We start from the raw sequence: 25,078 nt of genomic DNA, 5'->3' as shown, positions 1-25,078 counted from the left end.
CGGCCGGGAGGCAGCGAGGGTCGCGGGGAGTGAAGGGCGTGACCCCGGGCTCACCCCGCGCCGGGAGGAGGTGCGGGGCCGCCGGGGCGGGAGTGCCCAGAGCCGGACTTGAACCGGCACGCCCACGAAGGGGCAGCGAGGTTTAAGCTCGCCGTGTCTGCATTCCACCATCTGGGCAGGCCGAAGGCTCCGCATCGAGATCCCGAGCCTATCGGGAGGCGCTCCTCCAACAGCGGGGGGTAGACCCGATGTTGTCTTATTTTATTGGCGTCTGAGGGAGCATCAGCCTCCGGAACTCGCCATCCGCACTTGCCAACAGCCTTGCAAGTGACGGTCCCTCATGTATGCGGAATGACGGAATTTCACCGCTTGAACAAGGGTGGTCCACCGGTTCTGCGGTCAGGGGCGCGCGTCATCCCCAGGTATGACGGGGAGGCCTCCCGTGCGACCGGAGTCGCCCCCGGGAACCGGAACAGCGGCTGACTACATGCCGTGGTGCGGCCGGAACGATGGAGCACGTCCCCGATCCACACCGTCGTCCCGACAGGAGCACCCTCCCGTGACCACCAGCCCCCTCGCCGCCTCCCGGACCACCGCGGTGGCCGCCCACGCCCAGGAGCTGTCGAAGATCTACGGACAGGGCGAGACCCAGGTGGTCGCCCTGGACCGGGTCACCGTCGACTTCCGGCAGGCCGAATTCACCGCGATCATGGGCCCGTCGGGCTCCGGCAAGTCCACCCTGATGCACTGCGTGGCGGGCCTGGACACCTTCTCCTCCGGCTCCGTGCGCATCGGCGACACCGAGCTCGGCGCGCTGAAGGACAAGCAGCTCACCAGGTTGCGCCGCGACAAGATCGGCTTCATCTTCCAGGCGTTCAACCTGCTGCCGACGCTGACCGCGCTGGAGAACATCACCCTGCCCATGGACATCGCCGGCCGTAAGCCGGACCAGGGGTGGCTGGACACCGTCATCCGGATGGTCGGCCTGTCGGACCGACTCGGCCACCGCCCCTCGCAGCTCTCCGGCGGCCAGCAGCAGCGCGTGGCCGTCGCCCGCGCCCTCGCCTCCAAGCCGGACATCATCTTCGGCGACGAGCCGACCGGGAACCTCGACTCCCGTTCCGGCGCCGAGGTGCTGGGCTTCCTGCGCAACTCGGTGCGCGAACTCGGCCAGACGGTGGTGATGGTGACCCACGACCCGGTGGCCGCCGCCTACGCGGACCGCGTCGTCTTCCTCGCCGACGGACGCGTCGTCGACGAGATGACCCGTCCCACCGCGGACGGCGTACTGGACTTCATGAAGCAGTTCGACGCGAAGGGCCGCACCAGCTGATGTTCCGCACCGCCCTGCGCAATGTGAGCGCGCACAAGGCCCGGCTCCTGATGACCGTGCTCGCCGTGATGCTCGGCGTCGCCTTCGTGTCGGGAACCCTGGTCTTCACCAACACGATCACCGACGCCTACCAGAACAGCTCCGCCAAAGGCTTCGAGCAGGTGGACGTCGCCGTACAGCCCCGGTACCAGGAGAGCAGCGGCGACCGCGTCGGCCGGACGCCCGAACTGCCCGCGTCCCTGCTGGAGCGGACCGCCCGGGTGCCCGGCGCGGGCGACGCCATCGGTGTCGTCGGCGGCTTCACCGCCCTCGCCGACAAGGACGGCAAGCTGATCGGCGGCGGCTTCCAGTCCCGCGGCGGCAACTACTGGGGGACGAAGGACCCCCGCTACCCGTTGCGGGAGGGCAGGGCACCGCACGGCGCGGGCGAGGTCGCCATCGACGCCGAGACCGCGCGGCGCGCCGGCTACGCGGTCGGCGACACCGTGCGCCTCTCGGTCGACGGCCCCGTCCTCACCCCGACCGTCACCGGCGTCTTCACCACCGACGACGGCAACGTCGCCGCCGGCGGCAGCCTCGCCCTGTTCGACACCCCCACCGCCCAGCGGCTGTTCGGCAAGCCGGGCACCTACGACGAGATCGATGTGACGGCCGCGCCCGGCACCTCCCAGACGGCGCTGAAGGCCGCCCTGGACAAGGCGCTGCCCGCCGGCCTGGTGGAGACCACGACGGGCGAGCGGCTCGCCGACGAGCAGGCCGAGGCGATCTCCTCGCAGATGAGCGGGATGAAGCAGGGCCTGCTGGTGTTCGCGGGCATCGCGCTGTTCGTCGGCACCTTCATCATCGCCAACACCTTCACCATGCTGGTCGCCCAGCGCACCAGGGAACTGGCGCTGCTGCGGGCCGTGGGCGCCTCGCGCCGGCAGGTCACCCGGTCGGTGCTCGTCGAGGCGTTCGTGGTCGGCACCGTGGCCGGCCTGACCGGACTGGTGGCGGGGGTCGGCATCGGCGCCGGGATGCGCTCGCTGATGGGTGCGCTCGGCGCGACCGTCCCGGACGGGCCGCTGGTGATCTCACCGGGCACGGTCGCCACCGCGCTCGCCGTCGGGATCGTCATCACCATGCTGGCCGCGTGGCTGCCCGGCCGCCGGGCCGCGAAGATCCCGCCGGTGGCCGCGATGAGCAGCGTGCACGCCAAGGCCACCGCCCGCTCGCTGGTGCTCCGCAACACCCTCGGCGCGCTGCTCGCCGTGGCCGGCGTCACCGTCGTCCTCGCCGCGACCGGCATGGACGGCTCCACCGGGCAGGGCCCGATGGGGATCGGCGCGGTGCTGCTGATCATCGGTGTGTTCGTGCTGACGCCGCTGCTGTCGCGCCCGCTGATCGCGGCCGCCACACCCCTTCTCCGGCTGTTCGGCGTCTCCGGGAAGCTCGCCCGCCAGAACGCGCTGCGCAATCCGCGCCGCACGGCCGCCACCGCGTCGGCGCTGATGATCGGCCTCACCCTCATCACCGGCATGACGGTGATGGCGGGCAGCCTGCAGAAGTCGATCGACAAGATGGCGGCGGACGCCATCAGGGCGGACTACGTGGTGTCCATGGCCAACGGCAACGAGCTGTCCCCGGACGTCGAGAGGAAGATCGCCGCGACCGAGGGAGTCACCGCCAGCAGCGCGCTGCGCAACTCGCCCTCGCGCATCGGCGGGACGACGGAGTACCTGACGGGCGTCGACGCGTCCGCGTTCCCCCGGCTCACCGCGCTCACGTTCGACAGCGGTGCCTTCGAGGTCGGCGGCACTCACGTCGTGGTCGACGCGGACCGGGCGGAGGAGCACGGCTGGAAGACCGGCTCCGTGTTCACCGTGGCGTACGAGGACGGCGCGAAGCAGCGGCTCACCGTCTCCGGGATCTACCAGGGCAACGACCTGATCAGCGGCGTCATCGTGGACAACGCCACGCTCTCCCCGCACATCGCGGACCCCGCCGACATGTCGGTGATGGTCAGGACGGCCGACGGGGCGACCGGCACGATGAAGGACCGGCTGGAGAAGGCACTCGGCTCCAACCCGGCCATCCAGGTGCAGAGCAAGCAGGACATCTCGGACAAGATCGCGAGCATGTTCACCCTGATGCTCAACATGCTGTACGGCCTGCTCGCGATGGCCGTGATCGTGGCGGTCCTCGGGGTCATCAACACTCTGGCGATGTCGGTGTTCGAGCGCTCCCAGGAGATCGGCATGCTGCGCGCGGTCGGTCTGGACCGGCGCGGCGTGAAGCGGATGGTCCGGCTGGAGTCGCTGGTGATCTCCCTGTTCGGCGGGGTGCTCGGGATCGGGCTCGGGGTGTTCTTCGGCTGGGCGGCCGGCGAGTTGCTCGGCACGAGGATGCCGACGTACGAACTGGTGCTGCCGTGGGCCCGGATGGCCGTGTTCCTGCTGCTGGCCGGCGCGGTGGGCGTCCTGGCGGCGCTGTGGCCGGCGCGGCGCGCGGCCCGTCTGAACACGCTTCAGGCGATCAAGGCGGCGTAGGAGGCGCGGGAAGCGCGGGAAGCGCGGGAAGCGCGGGAAGCGCACGCAGGAGGCGCAGGAAGCGCCGGCCGGAGACGTGAAGGGTCCCCTCGTTCCGTATCCGTGGGCGAGGGGCCCCTTCGCGTGCGCGTCAGCTCCACGTCAGTTCCAGGTGCGGGTCCGCAGCGGCAGACCCGAGTCCCCCGATCCGGGGGTTCTCACGGCCAGCACCTGGTTGACGCCGAGACGGTTGCGTTCGAACGCCAGCGCGGAGGCGGCCATGTAGAGCAGCCAGACACGGGACCGCCCGGCACCGGCGAGCGCCACCGCCCGCTCCCAGCCCGCCTCCAGGTTGGCGACCCACTGGCGCAGGGTGAGCGCGTAGTGCTCGCGGATCGACTCCAGGTCGCGCACCTCGAAACCGGCCCGCTCCAGCTGGGTGACGGTGGTGCCGACGGGGGCCAGCTCCCCGTCGGGGAAGACGTAGGCGTCGATGAACGCGTCGACGTCGTACGCCGACTCGTCGCGTCGCGGGCGGCGGGCGATCTGGTGGTTGAGCAGCCGGCCGCCGGGTCCGAGCAGCCGGTGGAGGTGGCCGGCGTACTCCAGGTAGCGCTCGGAACCCACGTGTTCGGCCATGCCGATCGAGGAGACGGCGTCGTAGGGCCCGTCGGTGACGTCCCGGTAGTCCAGGACCCGGATCTCCACCCGGTCGGTCAGCCCCGCGTCGGCGACCCGCTTGCGGGCGTAGGCGGCCTGCTCCTGGGAGAGGGTGACGCCGACGGCGTGGACACCGTGTTCCCGGGCGGCGTGGATGACCAGTGAGCCCCAGCCGCAGCCGACGTCGAGCAGCCGCTGCCCCTGCGTCAGGGCGAGCTTGCGGCAGACCAGTTCCAGCTTGTCGCGCTGGGCGTCGGCCAGACCGGCGTCGGGCGAGGCCCAGTAGGCGCAGGAGTACACCATCGACGGGCCGAGGACGAGCGCGTAGAAGTCGTTGCCGACGTCGTAGTGGTGGCTGATGGCGCGCCGGTCGCTGCGGCGGGTGTGGAGATGGCGGGGGCGGCGGACCTCCTCGGGCGGCGGGGCGGGCGGCAAGGGCGGGCCGGCGAGCCGTAGCAGTCCCCGCACGGCGGCCCGTACGTGCGGCTCGCGCAGCGACCGCAGCAGGCCGGGGGCCTCCTCACCGCGCTCCCAGATCAGCGGGGAGACCAGGTCCAGCGCGGCGTACAGATCACCCTCGATCCCGACGTCACCGGCCACCCAGGCGCGGGCCAGACCGAGTTCGCCGGGCTTGAACAGCAGTCGGCGCACCGCGCGGCGGTTGCGGACCACCAGCGTCGGGGCGCCGGGCGGCCCAGCCTGCGAGCCGTCCCAGGCGCGGATACGGACCGGCAGCGGGGCTCCCAGCAGCTGTGCGAACAGGCCCTGCAGCCGCGACGCGGCGTCAGCCATGGCGTGCACCTCCGTGACAGGCGAACGTTGCGGATGTCCCGTGACCACGAAAGCACCGCAACGCGCGTCACAGTCCCGCATCGGGGTCATGGCAGCGCAAAATGACCGGCCGCTTACCACGCCCGGAGCAGTCGGCCGCTTTCCAAGGCCTCTCCCGGCCGTGCTCCCGCACCGCGCCGCCCTCGCCCCGGCGCAGTCTCGGCCTGACCCCGGCACCGCGTCGCTCTCGCCCCGGCACCGTGTCGCTCTCGCCGCGGGGCTGCCCGAGTGCGCGCCGGGACCGGCCGGGTGCGCGCCGGGACCGGCCGGGTGGGCGTCGGGACACGCCGAAGGGGCCGCCCGCACCACGGATGGCGGGCGGCCCCTTCGGGACGGAGTGACGGGGAGGGCCGGCTAGGAGGCCTTGGCCTTCTCCTCGGTCTTCACGACGGCCGGAGCGGGCTTCGGGGCCGGCTTGGCGGCCTCGTAGAACTCCTCGCGCGGGGTCTCCAGGGCGCCGAGGGAGACGACCTCGCGCTTGAGGAACATGCCGAGCGTCCAGTCGGCGAAGACCCGGATCTTGCGGTTCCAGGTCGGCATCGCCAGGCCGTGGTAGCCGCGGTGCATGTACCAGGCGAGACGGCCCTTGAGCTTGATCTTCATCTTGCCCATGACGATCATCGCGACGCCCTTGTGCAGGCCGAGGCCCGCGACCGCGCCCTTGTTGGCGTGGCTGTACTCCTTCTGCGGGAAGCCCCGCATGCCGGAGATCACGTTGTCGCCGAGGACCCTGGCCTGGCGCAGCGCGTGCTGGGCGTTGGGCGGGCACCAGGCGTTCTCGTTGCCCGCCTTGCGGCCGGCCAGGTCCGGGACCTGGGCGTTGTCGCCCGCGGCCCAGATGTAGTCGGTGCCCTTGACCTGGAGGGTCGGCTCGGTGTCCACGTGGCCGCGGGGGCCGAGGGGCAGGCCGTAGCGGGACAGCACCGGGTTGGGCTTGACGCCGGCCGTCCACACGATGGTGTTGGAGTCGACCTCCAGGCCGTTCTTGAGCACCACGTGGCCGTCGACGCAGGAGTCCATGGAGGTGGAGAGGTAGATCTCCACGCCACGGCTCTCCAGGTGCTCCTTGCCGTAGGCACCGAGCTTGGGGCCGACCTCGGGGAGGATCTTGTCGGCGGCGTCGACGAGGATGAAGCGCATGTCCTCGCGGGAGACGTTCTTGTAGTACTTGGCCGCGTCGCGGGCCATGTCCTCGACCTCACCGATGGTCTCCGCGCCGGCGAAGCCGCCGCCGATGAAGACGAAGGTGAGCGCCTTGCGGCGGATCTCCTCGTCGGTGGTGGAGTCGGCCTTGTCCAGCTGCTCCAGGACGTGGTTGCGCAGGCCGATGGCCTCCTCGATGCCCTTCATGCCGATGCCCTGCTCGGCGAGGCCGGGGATCGGGAAGGTGCGGGAGACCGCGCCGAGCGCGATGACCAGGTAGTCGAACGGCAGCTCGTACGACTCGCCGACCAGCGGGGCGATCGTCGCCACCTTGCGGTCCTGGTCGATGGTGGTGACCCGGCCGGTGAGGACCTCCGCCTTCGGCAGCACGCGTCGCAGCGGGACGACGACGTGGCGCGGGGAGATGTTGCCGGCGGCGGTTTCGGGAAGGAAGGGCTGGTAGGTCATGTACGACCGGGGGTCGACGACCGTGACGGTCGCCTCGCCGTAGCGCATCTTCTTCATGATGCGCCGAGCTGCGTACAGGCCTACGTACCCACCGCCTACTACGAGGATCCTGGGACGCTCCGTGGTGCTCATGCCATCGAGTATCCACCCGTTGCCGGGGGGTACTTCGTGCGCCCCTTCACAAGCTTCTGGGGAGTGTGTGCTATTCTCCGCGGCCCCCGTGATCCAGATCATGGACCGGGATGGGAACCAGCCCATCGGGCGACCCGTTGTCAATGCCGCGTGAGCTGCCTCTCCGGGCGTCGCAGACCCCTGTGAGGGGGCTAGGATCGGCGTACGGGGATCTCCGCGAGAGACCTTTGCCCCCAGCTTTTGAACATGTTCATACGGCGATCGCTCCCCCGAAAGGGCCAACCGGCCCCACTCCGGGGACCTAAGGCGCGGTTTTCCTTGTGAAGAACTTCACGAACTTTTCCGGCGGACCACTGGGGGGCGGTCCCGGGACCGCCCAGAAACGGCTCAGGACGCGCTCATGCGCCACCCCAGCCGCTCAGCGGAGGCCCGTTGACCGGCGAAGACCGGTACCGGCCGGTAGGGCCGTGGGAGGGGCGGTAGGGCGGGCTGCGGGGCCGTGGGCCGTGGCTGCCACCGGGCGACCTGTCGACCCTCCCCGCCCGAAGGGCGAGGGGCCAGAGCCGATAGCCGATAGCCGATAGCCGATAGCCGACGAGCGTCGACCGGGGGCGCACTCCGGTGCAACCCCCGGCCGGCGCCGGAGAACCAGCCCGGGCACGCTCCGGGCCAGGGGACTAGCCCGGGCGCTCCGTGCCGAAGCCGCCGGGCTCGTCGGACTCCTCGGCTTCGCCCTCGATGCGCTCCTTGCGGACCTGTCCGCGCACGGTCTCCTGCTCCGCCTCCTCGTCGACGGTCAGGCGCACCCGCTCCACCGGGACGGCCTCGGTCTCCACGACGGCACGCTCCTCGTGGAGCACCACCTCGTGCTCGGCCTCGGCGATCTCCGGCCCGGACAGCGCGGCATCCCGGTTCTCCTCGGTGATCGGCTCCCGTTCGACGCGCACCTCCTCGTGCCGGAGCGGAACGGTCCGCTCCTCCTCCTCGGTGACGACGTACTTGCGCAGCCTGGCCCGGCCTGCCTCGCGGCGCTCCACGCCGACGCGCATCCGCTCCTCGGAGCGCGTCATGGCGTCGTCGCCCGGCCCGGGCGCGCGGCCCTCACCGGTGTCGTACGCCCGGCCGGCGGCCCCGGCCATGCCGGCAGTCCCGGCGGCACCGGCCATGCCAGCGGCGTCGGCGGTACCGGCCATACCGGCGGTGTCGGCAGTTCCGGTGGTGCCTGCCGTGCCGGTGGTGCCTGCCGCTCCGGGGGCTTCGGCCTGGTAGGCCCAGCCGCCCTCGCCGGGCTGGTTGGCGCGGGACCAGGAGTCGTCCCAGTCGATGCCGTAGTGGGCGTAGAGGCGGTGCTCCTCGTCCTCGGACAGGTGGCCGCCGGCGTCGACGTCGACGTGCGGCGCGTCCTTGATCATGCCCCTGGAGTACGGAACCTCCGTGTGGTCTCTCACCATCGTGGCGTCACGGATGGGCACGAAGGACTCGCTGCTGCCGAACACGCCGGTCTTGACCGACACCCACTCGGGGCGCCCGGTCCGGTCGTCGAGGTAGATGTGCTTGGCGTCCCCGACCTTCTTCCCGCCCTCGTCGAGAACGGGACGGTCGAGTACGGCCGGGATCTGCTCTCTTGTGATCATGGTCCGTCTCAATCCTTCCGTCGTGGTGACCCCCTCACCGCTTGCACCACGACAAAACGGACGAAACGACTCAATCCTCACGTCGGCACCGAGACCACCGGGCCTCGACCCTCAGTCCGACTCACTCGCAGCGTAGTGAGCGATCCCGTCGAGCATCGCTCACGAACGCGACTCCCGACCGAGGTCGCGTGTACACGTGCGCGCGTACACTGTCCTCATGATTGAGAACACCGTGACCGTTCGGGAAGCCCGCGCACACCTCGCCGACCACATCAACCGGGCCGAGGAAGGCGTCCCGACCGTCATCACGCGCAACGGCGCCCCGGTGGCGGCGGTGGTACCGATCTCGGACTTCGAAGCATTGGAGAAATCCGCCGACGTGATGCTGGCGCGCGAGGCCGAAGCGGTGCTGGCCGAGGGAGGCAGCACCGTGACCATGGCGGAACTGCTGGCGGACCTGTTCACCGAGCGGGATGGCGAGGCGTCGTGAAGTACGCCTTCCGTTTCACCACGGCGGCGCAGCGGCAACTGCGGTTCATCAGCCGACCCGACGCCATGCGCATCCTGACCGCGCTGGCCTCGCTCGGTGACGACCCCTACCGCCAGGACGCCGACGTCAAGAAGCTCACCGGCCCGTCCGGGCTCTACCGGCTCCGGGTCGGAAGCTACCGGATCGCTTATCAGATCAACGACGGCGAACTCGTGGTCCTGGTCGTCAAGGTGGGCGACCGGCGGGACGTCTACCGCACCCTGTGACGCCCCGCCCGACCCCGAGGCCGCCGGGCACCGCCCCTCAACGCACCTCGCTCGCCGTGAAGTGAGCGATCCCGTCCAGGATGTCGTGCTCGCTCACGACGACCTCCGCCGCGCCGGTCCGCTCCATGATCGACAGCAGCACGAGCGCGCCCGCGCCGATCACGTCCACCCGGCCCGGGTGCATGGCGCCGATCGCCGCCCGCTCGGCGTGCGTGGAACGCAGCAGCCACTCGGTGATCTCACGGACGCGGCCGACGGGGATCCGGGAATGGTGGATCGCCGCGGAATCGTACTCGGGCAGTTCCTGCGCGATCGCGGAAAGGGTGGTGACGGAGCCCGCGAGACCCACCAGCGTGCGCGCCTCGCGCAGCGGGACGGTCTCCTCCGCGAGGTCGAGCGCTGCCGCGATGTCGGCGCGCATGGCCGCGATCTGCTCGGCGGACGGCGGATCGGTGACCGCCCCGTCGACCACCAGGTGCCGCTCGGTCATCCGCACGCAGCCGACGTCGACGGACCGGGCCGCCCGCACGTGGTCCTCGCCGACGACGAACTCGGTCGAGCCGCCGCCGATGTCCACGACCAGGTAGGGCTTTTCCAGGTGGTCGCGTCCGGCCAGCTCCCTGGTGGCCCCGGTGAAGGAGAACTCGGCCTCCTGCTCCCCGGTGATGACCTCCGGCTCGACACCCAGGATGTCCAGCACCCCGCGCACGAACACGTCGCGGTTCTCCGCGTCACGGGACGCCGAGGTGGCCACGAACCTGACCCGCTCCGCGCCGTGCTCCTTGATCACGGCCGCGTACTCCCGGCACGCGGCGAAGGTCCGCTCCAGCGCCTCGGGGGCGAGCCGTCCGGTCCGGTCGACCCCCTGGCCGAGCCGCACGATGGTCATCCGGCGGTCCAGGTCGACGAGTTCGCCGGTGCCGGGGGCGACGTCGGCGACCAGCAGCCGGATGGAGTTGGTGCCGCAGTCGATCGCAGCGACGCGGGTCACTTCTCGTCCTCCTTCGCCGGGTTGACGCAGGTGCCCTTGTCCCACCACTGCGGCAGCATCGCGAGCGCCTCGTCGCCGAGCGGGTTCACGCCCGGTCCGGCGGCCAGCGAGTGGGCCACCAGGACGTGCAGGCACTTCACCCGGTCCGGCATGCCGCCGGCGCTCGGGAAGCCGGTCAGCTCCTCGATCTCGTCCCGCCGCCGGATGTAGTCCTCGTGCGCGGCGCGGTAGGCCGCGGCCAGCTCCGGATCGCTCTCCAGACGGGCCGTCATCTCCTTCATCACGCCGTTCGCCTCCAGCGTGCCGATGGCGGAGTTCGCCTTCGGGCACGTCAGGTAGTACAGCGTCGGGAAGGGTGTGCCGTCGGGCAGGCGGGGGGCCGTCTCGACGACGTCCGGCTGACCGCACGGGCACCGGTGCGCGATGGCGCGCAGCCCGCGCGGCGGACGCCCGAGCTGCTGCTGGAAGGCCTCGACGTCGGCGTCGGTGGGCTCGGTGCGCGGTGTGGTCGGCGGGGGCGTGTGCATGCCTGTCTTTCTCTCGGTCGGTTCAGTGCCCGGTCAACGGGTGGGGAGGACCCCTAGCGGTTCGAGGCGTCGGCCTTGTCGACCCCGTCCCAGACGTTCGAGTACCAGGGACGGTCGGCGGCCCCCTGGTCGGCCCGGGCCCGCCGGGCCGCGTCCGGGTCGGTCATCACGAACCCGGTCTCGCCGGGCAGCACGTAGTGCAGCCGCAGCCGGATCTGCTGCTCGGCGTAGGCGTCGTCCTGCCAGCGCGCCTTGAGGTCGCGCAGCCGCTCCACCCGGTCCTCGGCCGCCTGCCGCTCGCGCTCCAGGTCGGCGATCTCGGCACGCTGGGAGACGTACTGGCGCATCGGGTACGCCAGGGCCACGATCAGCGAGCACAGCACCAGCGCGAGCAGCGCGGCCCGGCCGGTGAGCCGCGAGCGGCGGGCCTGCCGTCTGGTCTGGGAGCGGTAGACACGGGCCGCGGTCTGCTCGCCGAGCACCCGCAGCCTGGTCGCGGTGGAGAACCGGTCCCGGTCCTTCACGGCCATGTGCCCCGCCTCCGTTCACACGTGCGTACGTCCCCGCACACGGTACGGGACCGCGTACGGGGACGTACGGACGACGCTGCTCTCGGGGCGCTGGCGGTCCACGTGGACGCCGCCGGTCCGCGGGGGTGCCGTCAGCGCGCCACGCCCCGGAGTGCCGTCAGCGCGCCGCGCCCCGGGGTGGCCTCGACGCGCCGGGCGCCGGCGCCGCTCAGCCCTTGAAGCGCGGGAAGGCGCTGCGGCCGGCGTAGACCGCCGCGTCGTCGAGGATCTCCTCGATGCGCAGCAGCTGGTTGTACTTGGCGACGCGCTCGGAGCGGGCCGGGGCGCCGGTCTTGATCTGGCCGCAGTTGGTGGCGACGGCGAGGTCGGCGATGGTGACGTCCTCGGTCTCGCCGGAGCGGTGGGACATCATGCACTTGAAGCCGTTGCGCTGGGCCAGCTCGACCGCGTCCAGGGTCTCGGTGAGGGAACCGATCTGGTTGACCTTCACCAGCAGGGCGTTGGCGGCGCCCTCCTCGATGCCGCGGGCCAGGCGCTCGGGGTTGGTGACGAACAGGTCGTCGCCGACGAGCTGGACCTTGTCACCGAGCTTGGCGGTGATGGTCTTCCAGCCCTCCCAGTCGTCCTCGAACAGCGGGTCCTCGATGGAGACCAGCGGGTACGCCTCGACCAGCTCCGCGTAGTACTCCGTCATCTCGGTGGCGGAGCGCTCCTTGCCCTCGAAGGTGTAGGAGCCGTCCTTGTAGAACTCGGACGCGGCGACGTCCAGCGCCAGGGCGATCTGCTCGCCCGGGGTGTAGCCGGCCTCCTTGATCGCCTCCAGGATGAGGTCGAGGGCCTCGCGGTTGGAGCCGAGGTTCGGGGCGAAGCCGCCCTCGTCGCCGAGGCCGGTGGACAGGCCCTTGTTCTTCAGGACCTTCTTCAGGGTGTGGTAGACCTCGGTACCCCAGCGCAGGGCCTCGGAGAAGGACTCCGCGCCGATCGGGGCGATCATGAACTCCTGGATGTCCACGTTGGAGTCGGCGTGCGAGCCGCCGTTCAGGATGTTCATCATCGGCACCGGCAGCAGGTGCGCGTTCGGACCGCCCAGGTAGCGGAAGAGCGGCAGGTCGCTGGCCTCGGAGGCGGCGTGGGCGACGGCGAGCGAGACACCGAGGATGGCGTTGGCGCCGAGCGAGCCCTTGTTGTCGGTGGCGTCCAGGTCGAACATCGCCTGGTCGATCAGGCGCTGCTCGGTGGCGTCGTAGCCGACGAGCTCCGGGCCGATCTGCTCGATGACCGCCAGGACGGCCTTCTCGACGCCCTTGCCCTGGTAGCGGTTGGGGTCACCGTCGCGCAGCTCGATGGCCTCGAAGGCACCGGTGGAGGCGCCGGACGGGACGGCGGCACGACCCGTGCTGCCGTCGTCGAGGCCGACCTCGACCTCGACCGTGGGGTTGCCTCGGGAGTCCAGGATTTCCCGGGCTACGACGACGTCGATGGACGGCACGAGCATCTCCTTCTTGGGATGTGACGCTGAAAGTGCGGGGCCACGTGGGCCGTGCGACTAGAGCCTAACCGTCTCCGGGCCATCGGCCAGCCGACCGACCGTCCCGTGGACAAGGTCTGACGGTACCCATTGTTCCCACCCGGAACAAAGGGGGGGTGAACAGGGAGTCAAATAGGAGGGTGAGCCGGGGCGAGGGGCGGGCGCGCAAAACCCCGCCCCGGCGCGTACGGGGGATGACGCGCCGGGGCGGGGAGCCGGGACGAGGTGCGGGGCCGCCCGGGCGGCCGCTCGTCACTTCAGGTGGAGCTGCTGACCCGGGTAGATCAGGTCGGCGTCCTCGACGATGTCCTTGTTCAGCTGGAACAGCTTCTGCCAGCCGCCCTCGACGTGGTGCTTCGCGGCGATGCTGCTGAGGGTGTCACCCTTGACGACCTTGTACTCGCCGTCGCCCTTCTGGACCTTCTTGCCGGTCGGGGTGGTGACCGTCTTGTGGCTCTTCTGGGTCTTGGGGGCGCTCTTGGGCTTCGGCGCGGGGCGCTCGGCGGAGCGGGAGGTGCCCTGCTCGCCGGTGGAGCGGGTGGTGCCCGCGCTGCTGCCGGTGCCCGAGCCGGAGTCGCCGGTGTAGGAGGCACCGGACAGGCCGACGCCGCAGACCGGCCAGGCGCCCTTACCCTGGCCCGCGAGGACCTTCTCGGCGACGGCTATCTGCTGGGACTTGGTGGCGAGATCGGCACGCGGGGCGTACTGCGTGCCGCCGTACGCGGCCCAGGTGGAGGAGGCGAACTGCAGGCCGCCGTAGTACCCGTTCCCGGTGTTGATGGACCAGTTGCCGCCGGACTCGCACTGGGCGACGGCGTCCCACTCGGAGGCGGTGGCGGCGGAGGCGCTGCCGGCCGCCATCAGCGGGGCGGCCACGGCGGCGGCGCCGGTGACGCCGACGACGGCGATGGCACGAGCGGTCTTGGACGGACGGCGGTGCTTGCCCTTGCCGGAAAACAGCATGGATCGATCCCCTCACCGACGCCTGCGAGGTGAGCTGTCGGGTTCGGGCCGGTTGAGTTGCCCGGCCGGGCCTCCTGGGAGGCTCGGCTCCACCCCTAGCCGCTCCGGCGCAACTGCCGGGCACGGCGCTTACCTTGGGTCCCCCGCTCCTGCCTGCGGCGCTTGACGCGACGACTGTTCCCGGGCAGCCGCTGGCAGGATTCGGCGTTGCGACGGCCGGGGCTCGGGTTGCCGAGCGGTCACGACCGTAGACAGGCGCTCGGCGGAATTTCAAAGACGATCAGCACTTCTGAGACTCATCCCACACTTTCACCAAACCGGACATTATGGAGTGAAGTGGGGCGTGAACTCCCTTGCGTTTTCGCCCTATTCGCTACCGACAGACAGGGTCTGACCGGGGACGATGTGACTCGGGTCGGGCCCGATGACGTCCCTGTTGCCGTCATAGAGCGCATGCCATCCGCCGGTGACCTCAAGGGAGTCGGCGATGGAGGCGAGCGTGTCGCCGTCGCGGACCACGTACGAGGATCCGTCCGCGGCGCCTTCGCCGGACTCCCGGGCGGCGCCCTGTACGGACTCCTCGGCGGGGACGCCGCGATGCCGCCCGGTGCCGATCGAGCCGGTGTCGACAAGGCTCCAGGTGCCCGCGTACTGCCCCGAGTTGTCCGGGTCGCCCCCATCCGGCGCGATCGAGGACGAGCCGTCGGACGCACGCCCGCCAGCGGCCCCGGGTTCACCAGAGGCGGACACATCGGACTCCGGGGAGTTTTCCGCCGTACCGGACGAAGAGCCCGAAGGTGCCCCATTGTCAGCGGAGGGGCCGGCCGACGAACCGGCAGCCGGGCCGTCGGACGGTGACCCCGACCCGTCGCCGGACACCCCGGCGGAGGTGGAGGAACCGGAGGAGCTGGATGAACCGGGCGTACCGGTCGAGCCGCTGGAAGGAGATGAAGCAGACGAACCGGATGAATGGACTGAGCCATCGGCATTCGATGACTTGCCTGATGAGCCAGACGAACCGGGCGAACCGGGCGAACTCTTACCGGAGTCCGACAGGCCGCCGGTCGAGGAGTCCGCGGCCACGCCGGTGTCCACGGAGACCGCGCCGTTCTGCTGGGTGAGCCCGGAGGTCAGTCCACAGGTGCCCCAGGCGCCGATCCCCTCGGCGGCGAGCAGCTTCTGCGCGACCGCGATCTGCTGGCTGCGGCTGGCCATGTCGGCGCTGGGCGCGTAGGCCAGACCGCCGTACGCCTCCCAGTCGTCCTGGGTGAGGCTGAGTCCGCCGTACTCGCCGTTGCCCTCGTCGGCACTCCACGAGCCGCCGGTCTCACACTCCGCCACCTTGTCCCACACCGTGCCGTCGGCCGCGCTGGCGCCGGAGGCGCCGAGCAACGGGATGGCGATGGCGGACCCGGTCACCCCGGCCGCGACGAGGAGGGCCGGAGCCTGGCGGGGGCGACGGTGACGACCGTTCCCGGAGAGCATGCGAAGGCCTTTCTCAAGACAGCGGTGACCCACGCGGCGGGTGCGCTGCCTACCCCGTCGCATTGACGAGTGAACGTATAGGCAGACGATCACTTGTCACAAGTTCATGCCGCGCAGATCACGTGAAGATCACAGCGGTGAGGGGGCGTCACGCTTGCGGACGCACCGGTACGGGCCCCTACGGTGACGTCCACTCAGATCTGAGGCGGCGTGAACCGCACCGGCAGTGTGCGCAGTCCCCGCATGATGAGCCCGCCGCGCCACCGCAGCTCCGCCGGGTCGGCGTCCAGTCGCAGGTCGGGCAGGCGGGTGAACAGGGTGGCCAGCGCCGTCTGGCCCTCCAACCGGGCGAGCGGAGCGCCGAGGCAGTAGTGGATGCCATGCCCGTAACCGAGGTGCTGGTTGTCGCGGCGGGACAGGTCCAGAGTGTCGGGGCCGGTGAAGCGGTCCGGGTCGCGGTCTGCCGCGGCCAGCACCACGAGAACCGGATCGCCGGGCGCGATGTCCTGCCCGCCGAGGGTCAGCGGCTCGGTGGCGAACCGCCAGGTGGCCATCTCCACCGGACCGTCGTAGCGCAGCAGCTCCTCCACGCCCGTCTCCAGCAGGGCGGTCTCCTGCCGCGCCAGTGACGCCTGCAGTTGGGCACGCTGCCCGGGGTGGGTGAGCAGGGCGTAGGTGCCGTTGCCGATGAGGTTGACGGTCGTCTCGAACCCGGCGAAGAGGAGGATGAACGCCATCGCCGCCGCCTCGTTCTCGGTGAGGTGCTCACCGTGGTCCGAGGCGCGGATCAGACCGGAGATCAGGTCCTCGCCCGGCCCCGGCTCAGCGGGCAGCGCGGCGCGCTTGCGGTGGATCAGGTCGGACAGGTATCCGCGCATCATCTTCACCGACCGCGCGACCCCGCCGCGCGGGCCCCCGCCGTGCCGGATCATCATGCCCGCCCAGTCCCGGAAGTCGTCCTGGTCCTCCCGGGGCACGCCCAGCAGGTCGCAGATCGCGTAGATGGGCAGCGGGAAGGCGAACTCGTGAATGAGGTCGGCGCTTCCCCGCGCCGCGAACCGGCCGATGAGCTCGTCGGTCAGCTCCCGCACCCGCGGCTCGAACTCGGCCACGCGACGCGGCGTGAACGCCTTGCTCACCAGCCGGCGCAACCGGGTGTGGTCCGGCGGGTCGATGTTGAGCAGATGCGTCATCAGCTCGGCCTTGCGCTCCCCCGGGATCCCGGTCTTGCCCTTGGCGTGCGCCGGCTCGTCATGGTGCGCCGGGTTCTTCGACAACCGCTGGTCCGCGAGCGCCTGCCGGGCGTCGGCATACCGGGTGACCAGCCACGCCTCCACACCGCTGGGCAGAGTGGTCCGGCGCACGGGCGCGTGCTCGCGCAGCCAGGCGTAGGCGGGGTACGGGTCGGCCGCGAACTCCCAACTGAACAACTCGGGTGCGGGGGCCGGGGGGTCCTGGGGGGCGCGGGTGGGGCCGCCGGGGGGAGGGGTGGGTCCAGGCCCGCCAGGGGTGGGGGCGGAAGCGGGGCCAGAGCCGCCAGGGGTGGAGGCGGAAGCGGGGCCAGGGCTGGGGGCGGGGTGGGGCTGGTCGGTCACGCCTTGACGTTATCGGGGCGGGTGGGAGGTCGTAGGTGGGTGGTGGCGACAGGGCAGGTGGTCGTGGTGGTGGGAGGCGCTCCCCGATCAGCGGGGACGGTCGAGGTCAGAAGCCGGTGGAACACTCCGGTCAGCGGGAGCGGGCGGGGTCGCGGACTGCTCGGCGGTCCGTATGGCGTCTCGGTAGGCGCGGGCGGCGGCGCGCAGGGCGGCCTCCGGGTCGATGCCCTCGGACTCGGCGCGGGCGGCCAGGGACAGCAGCTCGTAGCCGACTCCGGTGGCGGCCGGCAGCGCGACGTCGAGGCCGGCCGTCCGGACCCGGGAGGCCAGCTTGGCCGCGAGGGCCAGGCCCGGCTGCTGGAGCGGGATGCCCTCCGTCACCGAGGTGCGCCGCTTCTCGGCGGCCTTGCTGCGCAGCCAGTGCTCCTTGACCTCCTCCGGAGTGGTGGCCGTCGCGTCGCCGAAGACATGCGGGTGGCGGTGGATCAGCTTGTCCACGATGGTGCCCGCCACGTCGTCCACGGAGAACGGGGACTCCGTGTCCTCCTCCGCTATCCGCGCGTGGAAGACGACTTGGAGCAGGACATCGCCCAGTTCCTCGCGCAACTCGTCGCGGTCCCCGTCCTCGATCGCCTCGACCAGCTCATAGGACTCCTCGACCGCGTACTTCGCCAGGCCCTGGTGGGTCTGGCGCGACGACCACGGGCACTCGGCGCGGATTCGGTCCATGACCTGGACCAGGTCGAGGAGACGGGCGCCCGGCAGGTCGTAGGAGGCGGGAAGGAGCTCAAGCTCGGGCATGGCCACCCGGCCGGAGCCGGCCAGCCGGGCCAGGCCGTCGGTGAGGGCCGGCTCGCCCTCACCGGTCGCCACGACCACCACGGTCCGCCCGTCGGCGCATCGGGCGACCAGTTCCTCGGCCGTGGGGGACGCCTCCGTCACGGCTGTCCCCGCCTCCCGCAGATACGGCAGCTGCGGGTGGGCGCCGTCGGCGCACAGCACCTGGTCCGCCTCGCGCAGCGCCTGCCAGGCGGGCCAGGACAGCAGGCCGGGAGCGACACGGTGACTGGTGGTGAGCAGGATGATCCGACCGGCGGCGGGGGCGTCGGGAGCGGTGCCGGGGTGGGCCGGGGAAGCGGGCGCGGAGCCGGGGCGAGCGAGGTCGGAGCCGGAGCGGGCAGGTTCGGAGCCGGGGCCCGTGCCGGTGGAGCCGTTGGGTGGGGTCACGTCGTTCACATCTCGAACGTAACGCACTCCCGCCGCCGGGCCCGTGGGTTATCCACAGGCCCGGATGCGCGGTCGTATTTTCAGATCGAATATGAGGTGCGGGCCCTGTCCGGCTGTCCGCAGGACCTCGTGGATCAGGCCGTCTGCTGGGTCCCGGCGGCGGTGACCTCGCGTACCCACGGCGTCGGCGCGTCGACCCGGCCGACCTTTTGCACGTCCCAGTTGCCGTAGCGGGGGTTGAGGTCGACGCCGAGTTCCTGCGACGCCTCGGACAGGGCGGTCCAGAACTCGGGCCGGTTCGTGTCGGTACCGAGTGCCTGCGCGAGCTTACGTGCCTGCAGCTGGAGGCGGAGGTTCTCGTCGAGGCGCTGCGGCGGGACGCCGTACTGCTGCAGCCAGGCCATCTCCAGCCCCTTGGCACCGCCCGCCTGCTGTTCCAGACCGGCCCGCATCTGCTGGATCTCCTTGCGGCTGACCGTCACCCCCGCGTCGTCGGCGGCCCGCTGCAGCACCTGATCGAGGACCATGCCGTGCAGGGTGTCCCGGGTGAGGCTGCCGGTCTGGGCGACGGCCTGCGCGTACTGGGCGTCGTCCGTGACGGCCGAGCGCTGCGCCGCGCGCACCTCGTTGACCCGGCTCTCCAGCTGCGCGACGGTGATCCGCTCGTCGCCGACGACGGCCGCCGCGCCGGGATGCGCATCGTTTCCGCAGGCGGTGAGGAGGGGCCCGGCCGCGACAATCGCGGCGGACAGCAGAAGCGCGGTGCGGCGACGGCGGTGCAAGGGAGCCTCCCGAGGAGATTGTGCGGCGGTGCACAAAGTCTTGCGGTGATCGATGGTAGGCAGTGGGGCGCCTGTGGCCAACCCATTCGACCAACGATTCATCTCGACTTCGGGCATCGCCGCGCCCGCCGGGCAGAGAGGCGGGGCCACGGCAACCGCAGCAGCCGCTTGCGACGCACCATTCGGGACGCTCGCACCGGCCGCCGCTCTCGGGTCGTCCTGGGCGCCCTCGCTGTCAGCCCCGCAGCGTCCCACGGGGAGAGCCCGAGCTGCCCGGCGCGGAGGAATCGTCTCCGGGCCTCAGGCTGCCCACCCCACAGGGGTCGTCGCCTCGGACGGGCGCGGCGGCGACCCTCGGGAGTCACTCTCCTCGGCTCGGACGGGCGCGCCGCCGGCCCGCGGGAGTCACGCTCGTCGCCTCGGACAGGCGCGCCGCCGACCCCGCAGGAGACACTCCCGCCGCCTGCCGGCCCGCTCGGGTGTGAGCGCGACGCGAGGCGTCCTACCCGCGCACCTGTCCCAGCCACTGCAGCGTTCTGCGGACCTCCACCGCCAGGGGGTGGGCCGGGCCCTGGAAACGCTCGACGTCGTGCAGGAGCCGGACGAGGGTGTCGTGGGCAGCGGCGCGGTCCCCGACGGCGAGCAGCAGCTGGCCGATGCGCCGGCGCACGTCGTGGGCGAGCGCCGGGTCGCCGGAGACGTACTGGTTCTCGTAGTACGGCAGCAGCGCACGGTACTCGGCGAGCGCTGCCGCCGGTTCGCCGAGCTGCTCCAGGCATTGCGCGATGTCGTAGCGGAACCGCAGCGACTGAGGGTCGGCCTGGCCGGCCTCGGTAGCGCGTTCGTCGGCGAGGCGGCGCAGTTCCGGCAGCGCGCGCCGGTACTGGCCGTCGTCCATGAGCGTGGCCGCGTACTGCTTGCGGAGGGTGCGGACGACCGGGGAGTGCTCGCCGTGCTGTTCGGCGGCGGCCGGCAGGATCGCGCTGAGGATGTCGACGGCCTGGGTGATGCGGCCTGCGCCGAGGAGGCGCTTGACCTCGTCCACCGCGTCGGCGACGTCGGGTTTCCCGGCGCGGCCGGGCACGGGGGTGGCGGAGGCGGCGGGCTGGGGCGCGGGCGTGCGCGCCCGGTCCGGCCAGGGGGCGTGGGGCCGCGCGAAGGGGCGCGTCGGGTCGAGAGGCGCCCCCGTGGGCGCCCCGCGCGCGGGCAGGAGCAGCGCCAGGTCCTCGTACACCTCCTGCGCGGACCCGGGCCGGTGCTGTGGATCCTTCGCGAGCAGGCGCAGCACCAGGGACTCCAGCGCCTCCGGCACCTCGGGGCGGAGGCGGCGCACCGGCACCGGGGGCTCGTACAGATGCCGGTGGAGCACGCCGAGCGCCGTGGACCCGGAGAAGGGGACGTCGCCGCTGAGCAGTTCGTGGATGAGCACGCCGAGCGCGTACAGGTCGGTGTACGGACCGACCGCGCCACCCATCGCCTGCTCGGGCGCCATGTAGGCGGGGGAACCGATGGGGGACCCGGTGTGGGTGAGGCGCGTGGTGTCGCTGTCCATGACGGAGGCGACGCCGAGGTCGAGAACCGTGACCGTGCCGTCCTGCTTCACCATCACGTTCCGTGGCTTGAGGTCGCGGTGGACGATCGGCACGGCGTGCACGGCGCTCAGCACGGCGCACAGTTGCGCGGCGACCGCGACGGCCCACTGCCACGGGTAGGGGTCGTGTTCGGCGAGGTGGTCGGACAGGTCCGCGCCGTCGACGTACTGCATGACGAGGAAGAGTTCCTCGCCCTCGCTGCCCGCGTCGTGCACGGTGACCAGCCCGGGGTGGTCGACCTGGGCGGTCACCCGGCACTCGCGCAGGAAGCGGCGGCGCAGCTCGTCGGCCTCCGCGCCGGCCACCTTGTCCGGGCGCAGCAGCTTGACGGCCACGCGCCGGTCGAGCCGGCGGTCGTAGGCCGTCCAGACCTGGCCCATGCCGCCCTGGCCGATGAGGGTGGCCAGTTCGTACCGGTCGGCGATGACGCGCCCCTGCGCCACGGTCACCTACCGCTCTCGTGGTCGCCCTCGGAACGTCCCTCCTGCTTGCGCAGGAAGTCGCTGAGTTCGTCGAGTTCGGCCCGCACCTGGTCGATGCGCGCGGGCGCCGGGCGCTGCGTCGGCGGGACGGGGCCCGGCGGCGTCGGGTGGGCGGGCGGCGGCCCGGGGACGGGCGTGTGCGAGCCGGAGCCGATGGTCGTCCGGTACGGGGATGCCGGCGGTGTCGGGTGCATCGGCTGGGCGGGCTGCGCCACGGGCGGGTAGCCGTAGGGCTGCTGCACGGGCGGCGGAGCGGGGGCGGCCGCCTGGGGCGGGGCGTAACCGGCGGGCTGGCGCCGTCGGCCGCCGAGCTGAACGTCCACGGTCAGGAAGTAGGCGGCGCTCGCGGCGCCGAGGATCAGCACCGTCGCCAGGGCCACGTCCCCGCGCGCGTCGTCCTCGGGTACCGAACCGACCACCGCCAGCGCGATGATCGACAACGGCAGGCTCACCCAGGCCGCCGCCCAGTCGTACCACCGGCCGCGCAGGTGGGCGACTCTGAACAGCGGTACGCACGCGAGCAGTCCGCACGACAGGAAGCCGGCGGCGGCGAACAGCACGCGCAAGGTGATGACGGTTCCCTCATTGCGGGAGGGCGGCACCGCGCCGTGGCCGTACATGACTGCTCCTGGACCGGGTGAGTTCTGACTGGCGGATCGAGCGTATAGGCCGACAAGGACAACCGGTCCGGGTTGTACCGAACCGTTGCCGCACTGATCGCTTTCCGCGGCGTGGCAGCGCTGCCGGAGACGGGACGCCCGGTGGGTGCGGGGCACCCGGGGGGTGCACTTCGCGCCGGGGTGACGGGTCAGTCCGGGGCCACCGTGCCGTCGGCCAGGCCGTCGTACATGCCGCGCACGAGTTGGTCGCCGAGCCGGCTCGCATGCCTGAGCGCCCGCTCGAACTCGTCGAGTGCGCGGAATCGCGCGCCGTAGCGCCGTTGTTCGTCGAGCGGGAGCCGGGGGAGCTGCAGTCGGCGCACGTCCAGCCGCGTGGCCGTGGACGCGTAGCTGCTGGCCTGGCGGGTGTTGGCGGTACCGCGCAGGAACCCGGCGAGGAACCACGGGTCGAGCGCCGCGGGATCGGGGCGCAGGAGAACCAGGTTGCGCCCCAGGGCGGCGCCTCCCGTCGCCTCGTCGATCACCCGCGCCATCGCGCCCCCGCCGAGCACCGGCACGACGATGTCGCCCGGCTCGGTGAGCACGGCCTCCTCATCGCTCTCGGGAAGCGTGCCGGAGGGCGCCGCGCCGGCGAGCACGTCGTGATCGGTGAGCACGGGCACGCGCGCGGGTCCGCCGCTTCCGCCGGTGCGAAGGGTGAGCGCGCCCCCGCGTGCGAGTTCCCCGACGGTGGTGAGGGGCCATCGCACGGGCTGTGCGGAGGCGGCAGGCGGGGGCGTGAGCCGGGTGGTCAGGCGCAGGGTCTCGTCCAGGCGCGCACGCACCGACGCGAGCGCCTCCGCGCCGTCGGCCACCGCCGGGGGCGGCAGATGGCGGGCGGGGGCCAGGTCCACGTCGTCGTCGAGGAGTTCGACGACGGGCACGGTGCGGGCCAGGCCGGGCCGTTCGTCGAGGGCGCCGGTGCGGTCATAGGTCCGCCAGGCGCCCAGGGCAGCCTCGCGCACGGCCTCCCAGTCGGGGCCGCCGCGCCCCTCCCCCGCGTACTGGCCCGTGTCGGCGAGCAGCACCTCGGCCCGGGACGGCGCCGTGCCGGGCCGGCGCAGCACCCAGAGGTGGAGAGCGATGTTGTTCGGGGGTGCCGCGCCGACCGGCAGCGCGATCACCGCGCGCAGCGCGCCCCGGCGCAGCAGGTCGGCGCGGATCCGGCGCCCGGAGCGCCGGGACGCGGAGGCGGGAGGCATGAGGACGACGGCGGTGCCGCCCTCGCTCAGCCGGGCCAGCGCGTGCTGCACCCAGGCCAGCTCGGACTCGGTGCGCGGGGGGAAGCCGTACTCCCAGCGGGCGTCGTAGGCGAGTTCGTCGTGGCCCCAGTTCCGCTCGTTGAAGGGGGGATGGCACAGGACGACGTCGGCGCGCAGTTCCGGGTGCGCGTCGGCGCGCAGGGTGTCGCCGACGGCGCCGTGCACGGCGGCCCGGGAGTGCAGGGCGAGCCGCAGCGAGGTGAGCGCGGCCAGTGCCGCTGAGCTGTCCTGCGCGTAGAACTCCTGGCCGGCGCTGGGGGCAACGGCGCGCAACAGGGCGCCTGTGCCGCATGCCGGGTCCACGACGGTGCGGGCGGGGCCGGCCAGCTCGGCCATGAGACGGGCGAGTTCGGCGGGGGTGAGCGTGTACTGGCGCGGGTTGGCGTCCAGGTGCCGCCCGAGGAGGAACTCGAAGGTCTGGCGCGCGCCCAGGTCAGCGGCGAGTTCGGCGACGCCGCGCAGCAGCGGGACGGAGGGCAGCAACTGCTCGTCGGTGGGCGCGTGAACGGCACAGGCTCCGGCGTCCGGGGTCCCGGCTTCTGCGGTCCCGGCGTGCGGAACCCTGGCGTGCGCCCCCCCGGCCGGCTCCTGGGCGCTCTTACCGAACCGCGGCGCGAGCACTGCCGCCAGTGCCGTGGGCAGCCGCTCCGCGAGACGCTCGTCCGGGTCCGCGCTCAGCTCCAGCCAGACCGTCGGCCGGTCGTGGATGAGCAGCAGAACGAAGCCCGCGTGGGTGAGCGCGGCGACCGGGCCCTCGGGGTGGCCTGCGAGTTGCTGCCAGACCCGTTCACGCAACGGCACCTCGGCGAGTTTGCCCTGCTTGCGCAGCCAGCCCTCCACCTCCATGAGGGCGAAGGAGGGGCTGGTCTCGGTGCCGCCGACCGGCTTGGGGAAGTCGGCGTGCCGACGGCGCCAGTTACTGACGGCGGCCCGGCCCACCCCCGCCATCCGGGCAATGCCGGCGGCGGTCACCTCTGTCGCGTTGTCCTGCACTCGCCCGCTCCCCTCGTCCGCCTCGTACCGAGGCCGCACACCCGCCAGGCCGACACGCACCCTGTGATGCCGAGCTGTGACGCCGAGCATACCGAGGCTCGCAAGAGCACCCGCTTCACGGCCGTGTACTCGACGACTTCCGTGAACAATGTTGACTCGGTTCACAGGCCATGCTCTGATTGACCCAGCGGAACGGCGGCGGCCACAGAGAGGCCGTCACCACGCACGGGGAGGGAATCCAGCCATGGGCATGAAGACGAAGATCGCGGTGGGGGCCGTCGTCGGGGCCGTCGTCATCGGAGTCGTCTCGGCGACCGCCGGCGACGACGGCGACGGCAGCAAGGACAGCGCCGGCAAAGGCACCACGTCCTCCGCGGCTCCGACGCCCGGCAAGAAGAAGGACGCGGACGGCGACGGCAAGAGCGCCGGCCAGGACAAGACCGGGACCGCGCTCTCCGGGGACGGCGACTACGAGGTCGGCATGGACATCAAGCCCGGCACGTACCGCTCCACCGGCAACACCGACGACCTCTGCTACTGGGAGCGAGCCAAGGACTCCTCCGGCGAGGCGGACTCGATCCTGGCCAACGACAACGTCACCGGCACCAGCTACGTGACGATCAAGCCCACCGACAAGCTGTTCAAGACCAGCGACTGCTCGGACTGGGAGGCCGTCGACCCCAAGGTCAAGGGCACCGGCAACCCGGCGACGAAGATGGCCGGCGAGGGCGGCATGTTCAAAGTGGGCGTCGACATCGCCCCGGGCACCTACAAGTCCACCGGGAACAGCGACGACTCCTGCTACTGGGAGCGGTCCAAGGACGCCGAGTACGGGGACGAGTCGATCATTGCGAACGACAATGTGAACGGCTCCGCCGTCGTCACCCTCAGCGCGTCGGACGGCTACTTCACCACGTCCGGCTGCCAGGACTGGGTCAAGACCGGCTGACCAACCCACCGGCCCCGGCCGGCCGAGGGGCTCAACGTCACCCATGCCG

Annotated in this window: 20 protein-coding genes, 1 tRNA gene and 1 riboswitch; of the genes, 5 read left to right on the top strand and 16 right to left on the bottom strand. The window is 71.9% G+C overall.

Features of this window, described 5'->3' with window-relative positions:
• Positions 1–93 precede the first annotated feature (93 nt).
• A tRNA-Leu gene (locus tag ACSLTV_RS11985) sits at positions 94–177 on the bottom strand.
• A gap of 382 nt (positions 178–559) precedes the next feature.
• Between ACSLTV_RS11985 and ACSLTV_RS11980 the strand changes: the two genes are divergently transcribed.
• Positions 560–1,333 (top strand): ABC transporter ATP-binding protein, encoded by a 774-nt coding sequence (locus tag ACSLTV_RS11980; protein ID WP_432135471.1) that lies wholly within the window; start codon positions 560–562, stop codon positions 1,331–1,333.
• The gene (locus tag ACSLTV_RS11975) at positions 1,333–3,861 is read left to right on the top strand and encodes an ABC transporter permease (protein WP_435612087.1); all 2,529 of its coding nucleotides are present in this window, start codon (positions 1,333–1,335) and stop codon (positions 3,859–3,861) included. Before ACSLTV_RS11980 ends, ACSLTV_RS11975 begins: the two co-directional genes overlap by 1 nt.
• A gap of 141 nt (positions 3,862–4,002) precedes the next feature.
• Here the strand turns inward: ACSLTV_RS11975 and ACSLTV_RS11970 are convergent, their stop codons facing one another.
• The 3 genes from ACSLTV_RS11970 to ACSLTV_RS11960 all read right to left on the bottom strand — a co-directional run bounded on the left by ACSLTV_RS11970 (position 4,003) and on the right by ACSLTV_RS11960 (position 8,708).
• Positions 4,003–5,292, bottom strand: a complete 1,290-nt coding sequence (locus ACSLTV_RS11970; protein ID WP_432135473.1) for a class I SAM-dependent methyltransferase — start codon at positions 5,290–5,292, stop codon at positions 4,003–4,005.
• A 393-nt stretch (positions 5,293–5,685) separates the two neighbouring features.
• The gene (locus ACSLTV_RS11965; protein WP_432135474.1) at positions 5,686–7,074 is read right to left on the bottom strand and encodes an NAD(P)/FAD-dependent oxidoreductase; all 1,389 of its coding nucleotides are present in this window, start codon (positions 7,072–7,074) and stop codon (positions 5,686–5,688) included.
• A gap of 677 nt (positions 7,075–7,751) precedes the next feature.
• Complete coding sequence (locus ACSLTV_RS11960; protein WP_432135475.1) at positions 7,752–8,708, bottom strand: PRC and DUF2382 domain-containing protein; 957 nt, start codon at positions 8,706–8,708, stop codon at positions 7,752–7,754.
• A gap of 217 nt (positions 8,709–8,925) precedes the next feature.
• Here ACSLTV_RS11960 and ACSLTV_RS11955 point away from each other — a divergent pair, with 217 nt between their 5' ends.
• The gene (locus ACSLTV_RS11955) at positions 8,926–9,198 is read left to right on the top strand and encodes a type II toxin-antitoxin system Phd/YefM family antitoxin (RefSeq protein WP_432135476.1); all 273 of its coding nucleotides are present in this window, start codon (positions 8,926–8,928) and stop codon (positions 9,196–9,198) included.
• Complete coding sequence (locus tag ACSLTV_RS11950) at positions 9,195–9,464, top strand: type II toxin-antitoxin system RelE family toxin (protein ID WP_435612086.1); 270 nt, start codon at positions 9,195–9,197, stop codon at positions 9,462–9,464. The genes ACSLTV_RS11955 and ACSLTV_RS11950 overlap by 4 nt, the downstream gene beginning before the upstream one ends.
• Positions 9,465–9,501: 37 nt before the next feature.
• Here ACSLTV_RS11950 and ACSLTV_RS11945 read toward each other — a convergent pair whose 3' ends face one another.
• The 12 genes from ACSLTV_RS11945 to ACSLTV_RS11890 all read right to left on the bottom strand — a co-directional run bounded on the left by ACSLTV_RS11945 (position 9,502) and on the right by ACSLTV_RS11890 (position 24,080).
• The gene (locus tag ACSLTV_RS11945) at positions 9,502–10,455 is read right to left on the bottom strand and encodes a Ppx/GppA phosphatase family protein (protein ID WP_432156925.1); all 954 of its coding nucleotides are present in this window, start codon (positions 10,453–10,455) and stop codon (positions 9,502–9,504) included.
• On the bottom strand, positions 10,452–10,982 hold the full coding sequence (locus ACSLTV_RS11940) for a DUF501 domain-containing protein (protein WP_435612085.1): 531 nt from the start codon (positions 10,980–10,982) through the stop codon (positions 10,452–10,454). Before ACSLTV_RS11940 ends, ACSLTV_RS11945 begins: the two co-directional genes overlap by 4 nt.
• A 53-nt stretch (positions 10,983–11,035) precedes the next feature.
• A complete protein-coding gene (locus tag ACSLTV_RS11935; RefSeq protein ID WP_435612084.1) occupies positions 11,036–11,512 on the bottom strand; it encodes an FtsB family cell division protein in 477 nt (158 codons plus the stop codon).
• Positions 11,513–11,720: 208 nt separating this feature from the next.
• On the bottom strand, positions 11,721–13,001 hold the full coding sequence (gene eno / locus ACSLTV_RS11930) for a phosphopyruvate hydratase (RefSeq protein WP_432135481.1): 1,281 nt from the start codon (positions 12,999–13,001) through the stop codon (positions 11,721–11,723).
• A 291-nt stretch (positions 13,002–13,292) separates the two neighbouring features.
• Complete coding sequence (locus ACSLTV_RS11925; protein ID WP_432135482.1) at positions 13,293–14,003, bottom strand: transglycosylase family protein; 711 nt, start codon at positions 14,001–14,003, stop codon at positions 13,293–13,295.
• A 4-nt stretch (positions 14,004–14,007) separates the two neighbouring features.
• Positions 14,008–14,174: riboswitch (cyclic di-AMP (ydaO/yuaA leader) on the bottom strand.
• 195 nt (positions 14,175–14,369) lie between these two features.
• A complete protein-coding gene (locus ACSLTV_RS11920; protein WP_435612110.1) occupies positions 14,370–15,488 on the bottom strand; it encodes a transglycosylase family protein in 1,119 nt (372 codons plus the stop codon).
• A 194-nt stretch (positions 15,489–15,682) separates the two neighbouring features.
• A complete protein-coding gene (locus tag ACSLTV_RS11915) occupies positions 15,683–16,918 on the bottom strand; it encodes a cytochrome P450 family protein (RefSeq protein WP_432135484.1) in 1,236 nt (411 codons plus the stop codon).
• A 252-nt stretch (positions 16,919–17,170) separates the two neighbouring features.
• Positions 17,171–18,319 carry a nucleoside triphosphate pyrophosphohydrolase gene (locus tag ACSLTV_RS11910; RefSeq protein ID WP_435612083.1) on the bottom strand — a complete coding sequence of 383 codons (1,149 nt, stop codon included), beginning with the start codon at positions 18,317–18,319 and terminating at the stop codon, positions 17,171–17,173.
• Between the two features lie 125 nt (positions 18,320–18,444).
• On the bottom strand, positions 18,445–19,092 hold the full coding sequence (locus ACSLTV_RS11905; protein ID WP_432135486.1) for a SurA N-terminal domain-containing protein: 648 nt from the start codon (positions 19,090–19,092) through the stop codon (positions 18,445–18,447).
• 502 nt (positions 19,093–19,594) lie between these two features.
• Positions 19,595–21,091, bottom strand: coding sequence for a protein kinase domain-containing protein (locus tag ACSLTV_RS11900; RefSeq protein ID WP_432135566.1), 1,497 nt, complete (start codon positions 21,089–21,091; stop codon positions 19,595–19,597).
• 38 nt (positions 21,092–21,129) lie between these two features.
• Complete coding sequence (locus tag ACSLTV_RS11895; RefSeq protein WP_435612082.1) at positions 21,130–21,786, bottom strand: hypothetical protein; 657 nt, start codon at positions 21,784–21,786, stop codon at positions 21,130–21,132.
• Between the two features lie 188 nt (positions 21,787–21,974).
• Positions 21,975–24,080, bottom strand: a complete 2,106-nt coding sequence (locus ACSLTV_RS11890) for an N-6 DNA methylase (RefSeq protein WP_432135488.1) — start codon at positions 24,078–24,080, stop codon at positions 21,975–21,977.
• Positions 24,081–24,324: 244 nt separating this feature from the next.
• Here ACSLTV_RS11890 and ACSLTV_RS11885 point away from each other — a divergent pair, with 244 nt between their 5' ends.
• The gene (locus tag ACSLTV_RS11885; RefSeq protein ID WP_432135489.1) at positions 24,325–25,029 is read left to right on the top strand and encodes a hypothetical protein; all 705 of its coding nucleotides are present in this window, start codon (positions 24,325–24,327) and stop codon (positions 25,027–25,029) included.
• Positions 25,030–25,078: the final 49 nt, after the last annotated feature.

Source organism: Streptomyces sp. bgisy159 (assembly GCF_965341775.1).
In the GTDB taxonomy this organism is placed as follows: Bacteria; Actinomycetota; Actinomycetes; order Streptomycetales; family Streptomycetaceae; genus Streptomyces.
Note: the sequence above shows the minus strand (reverse complement) of the source record. Positions and strands in the feature narration are given on the sequence as shown.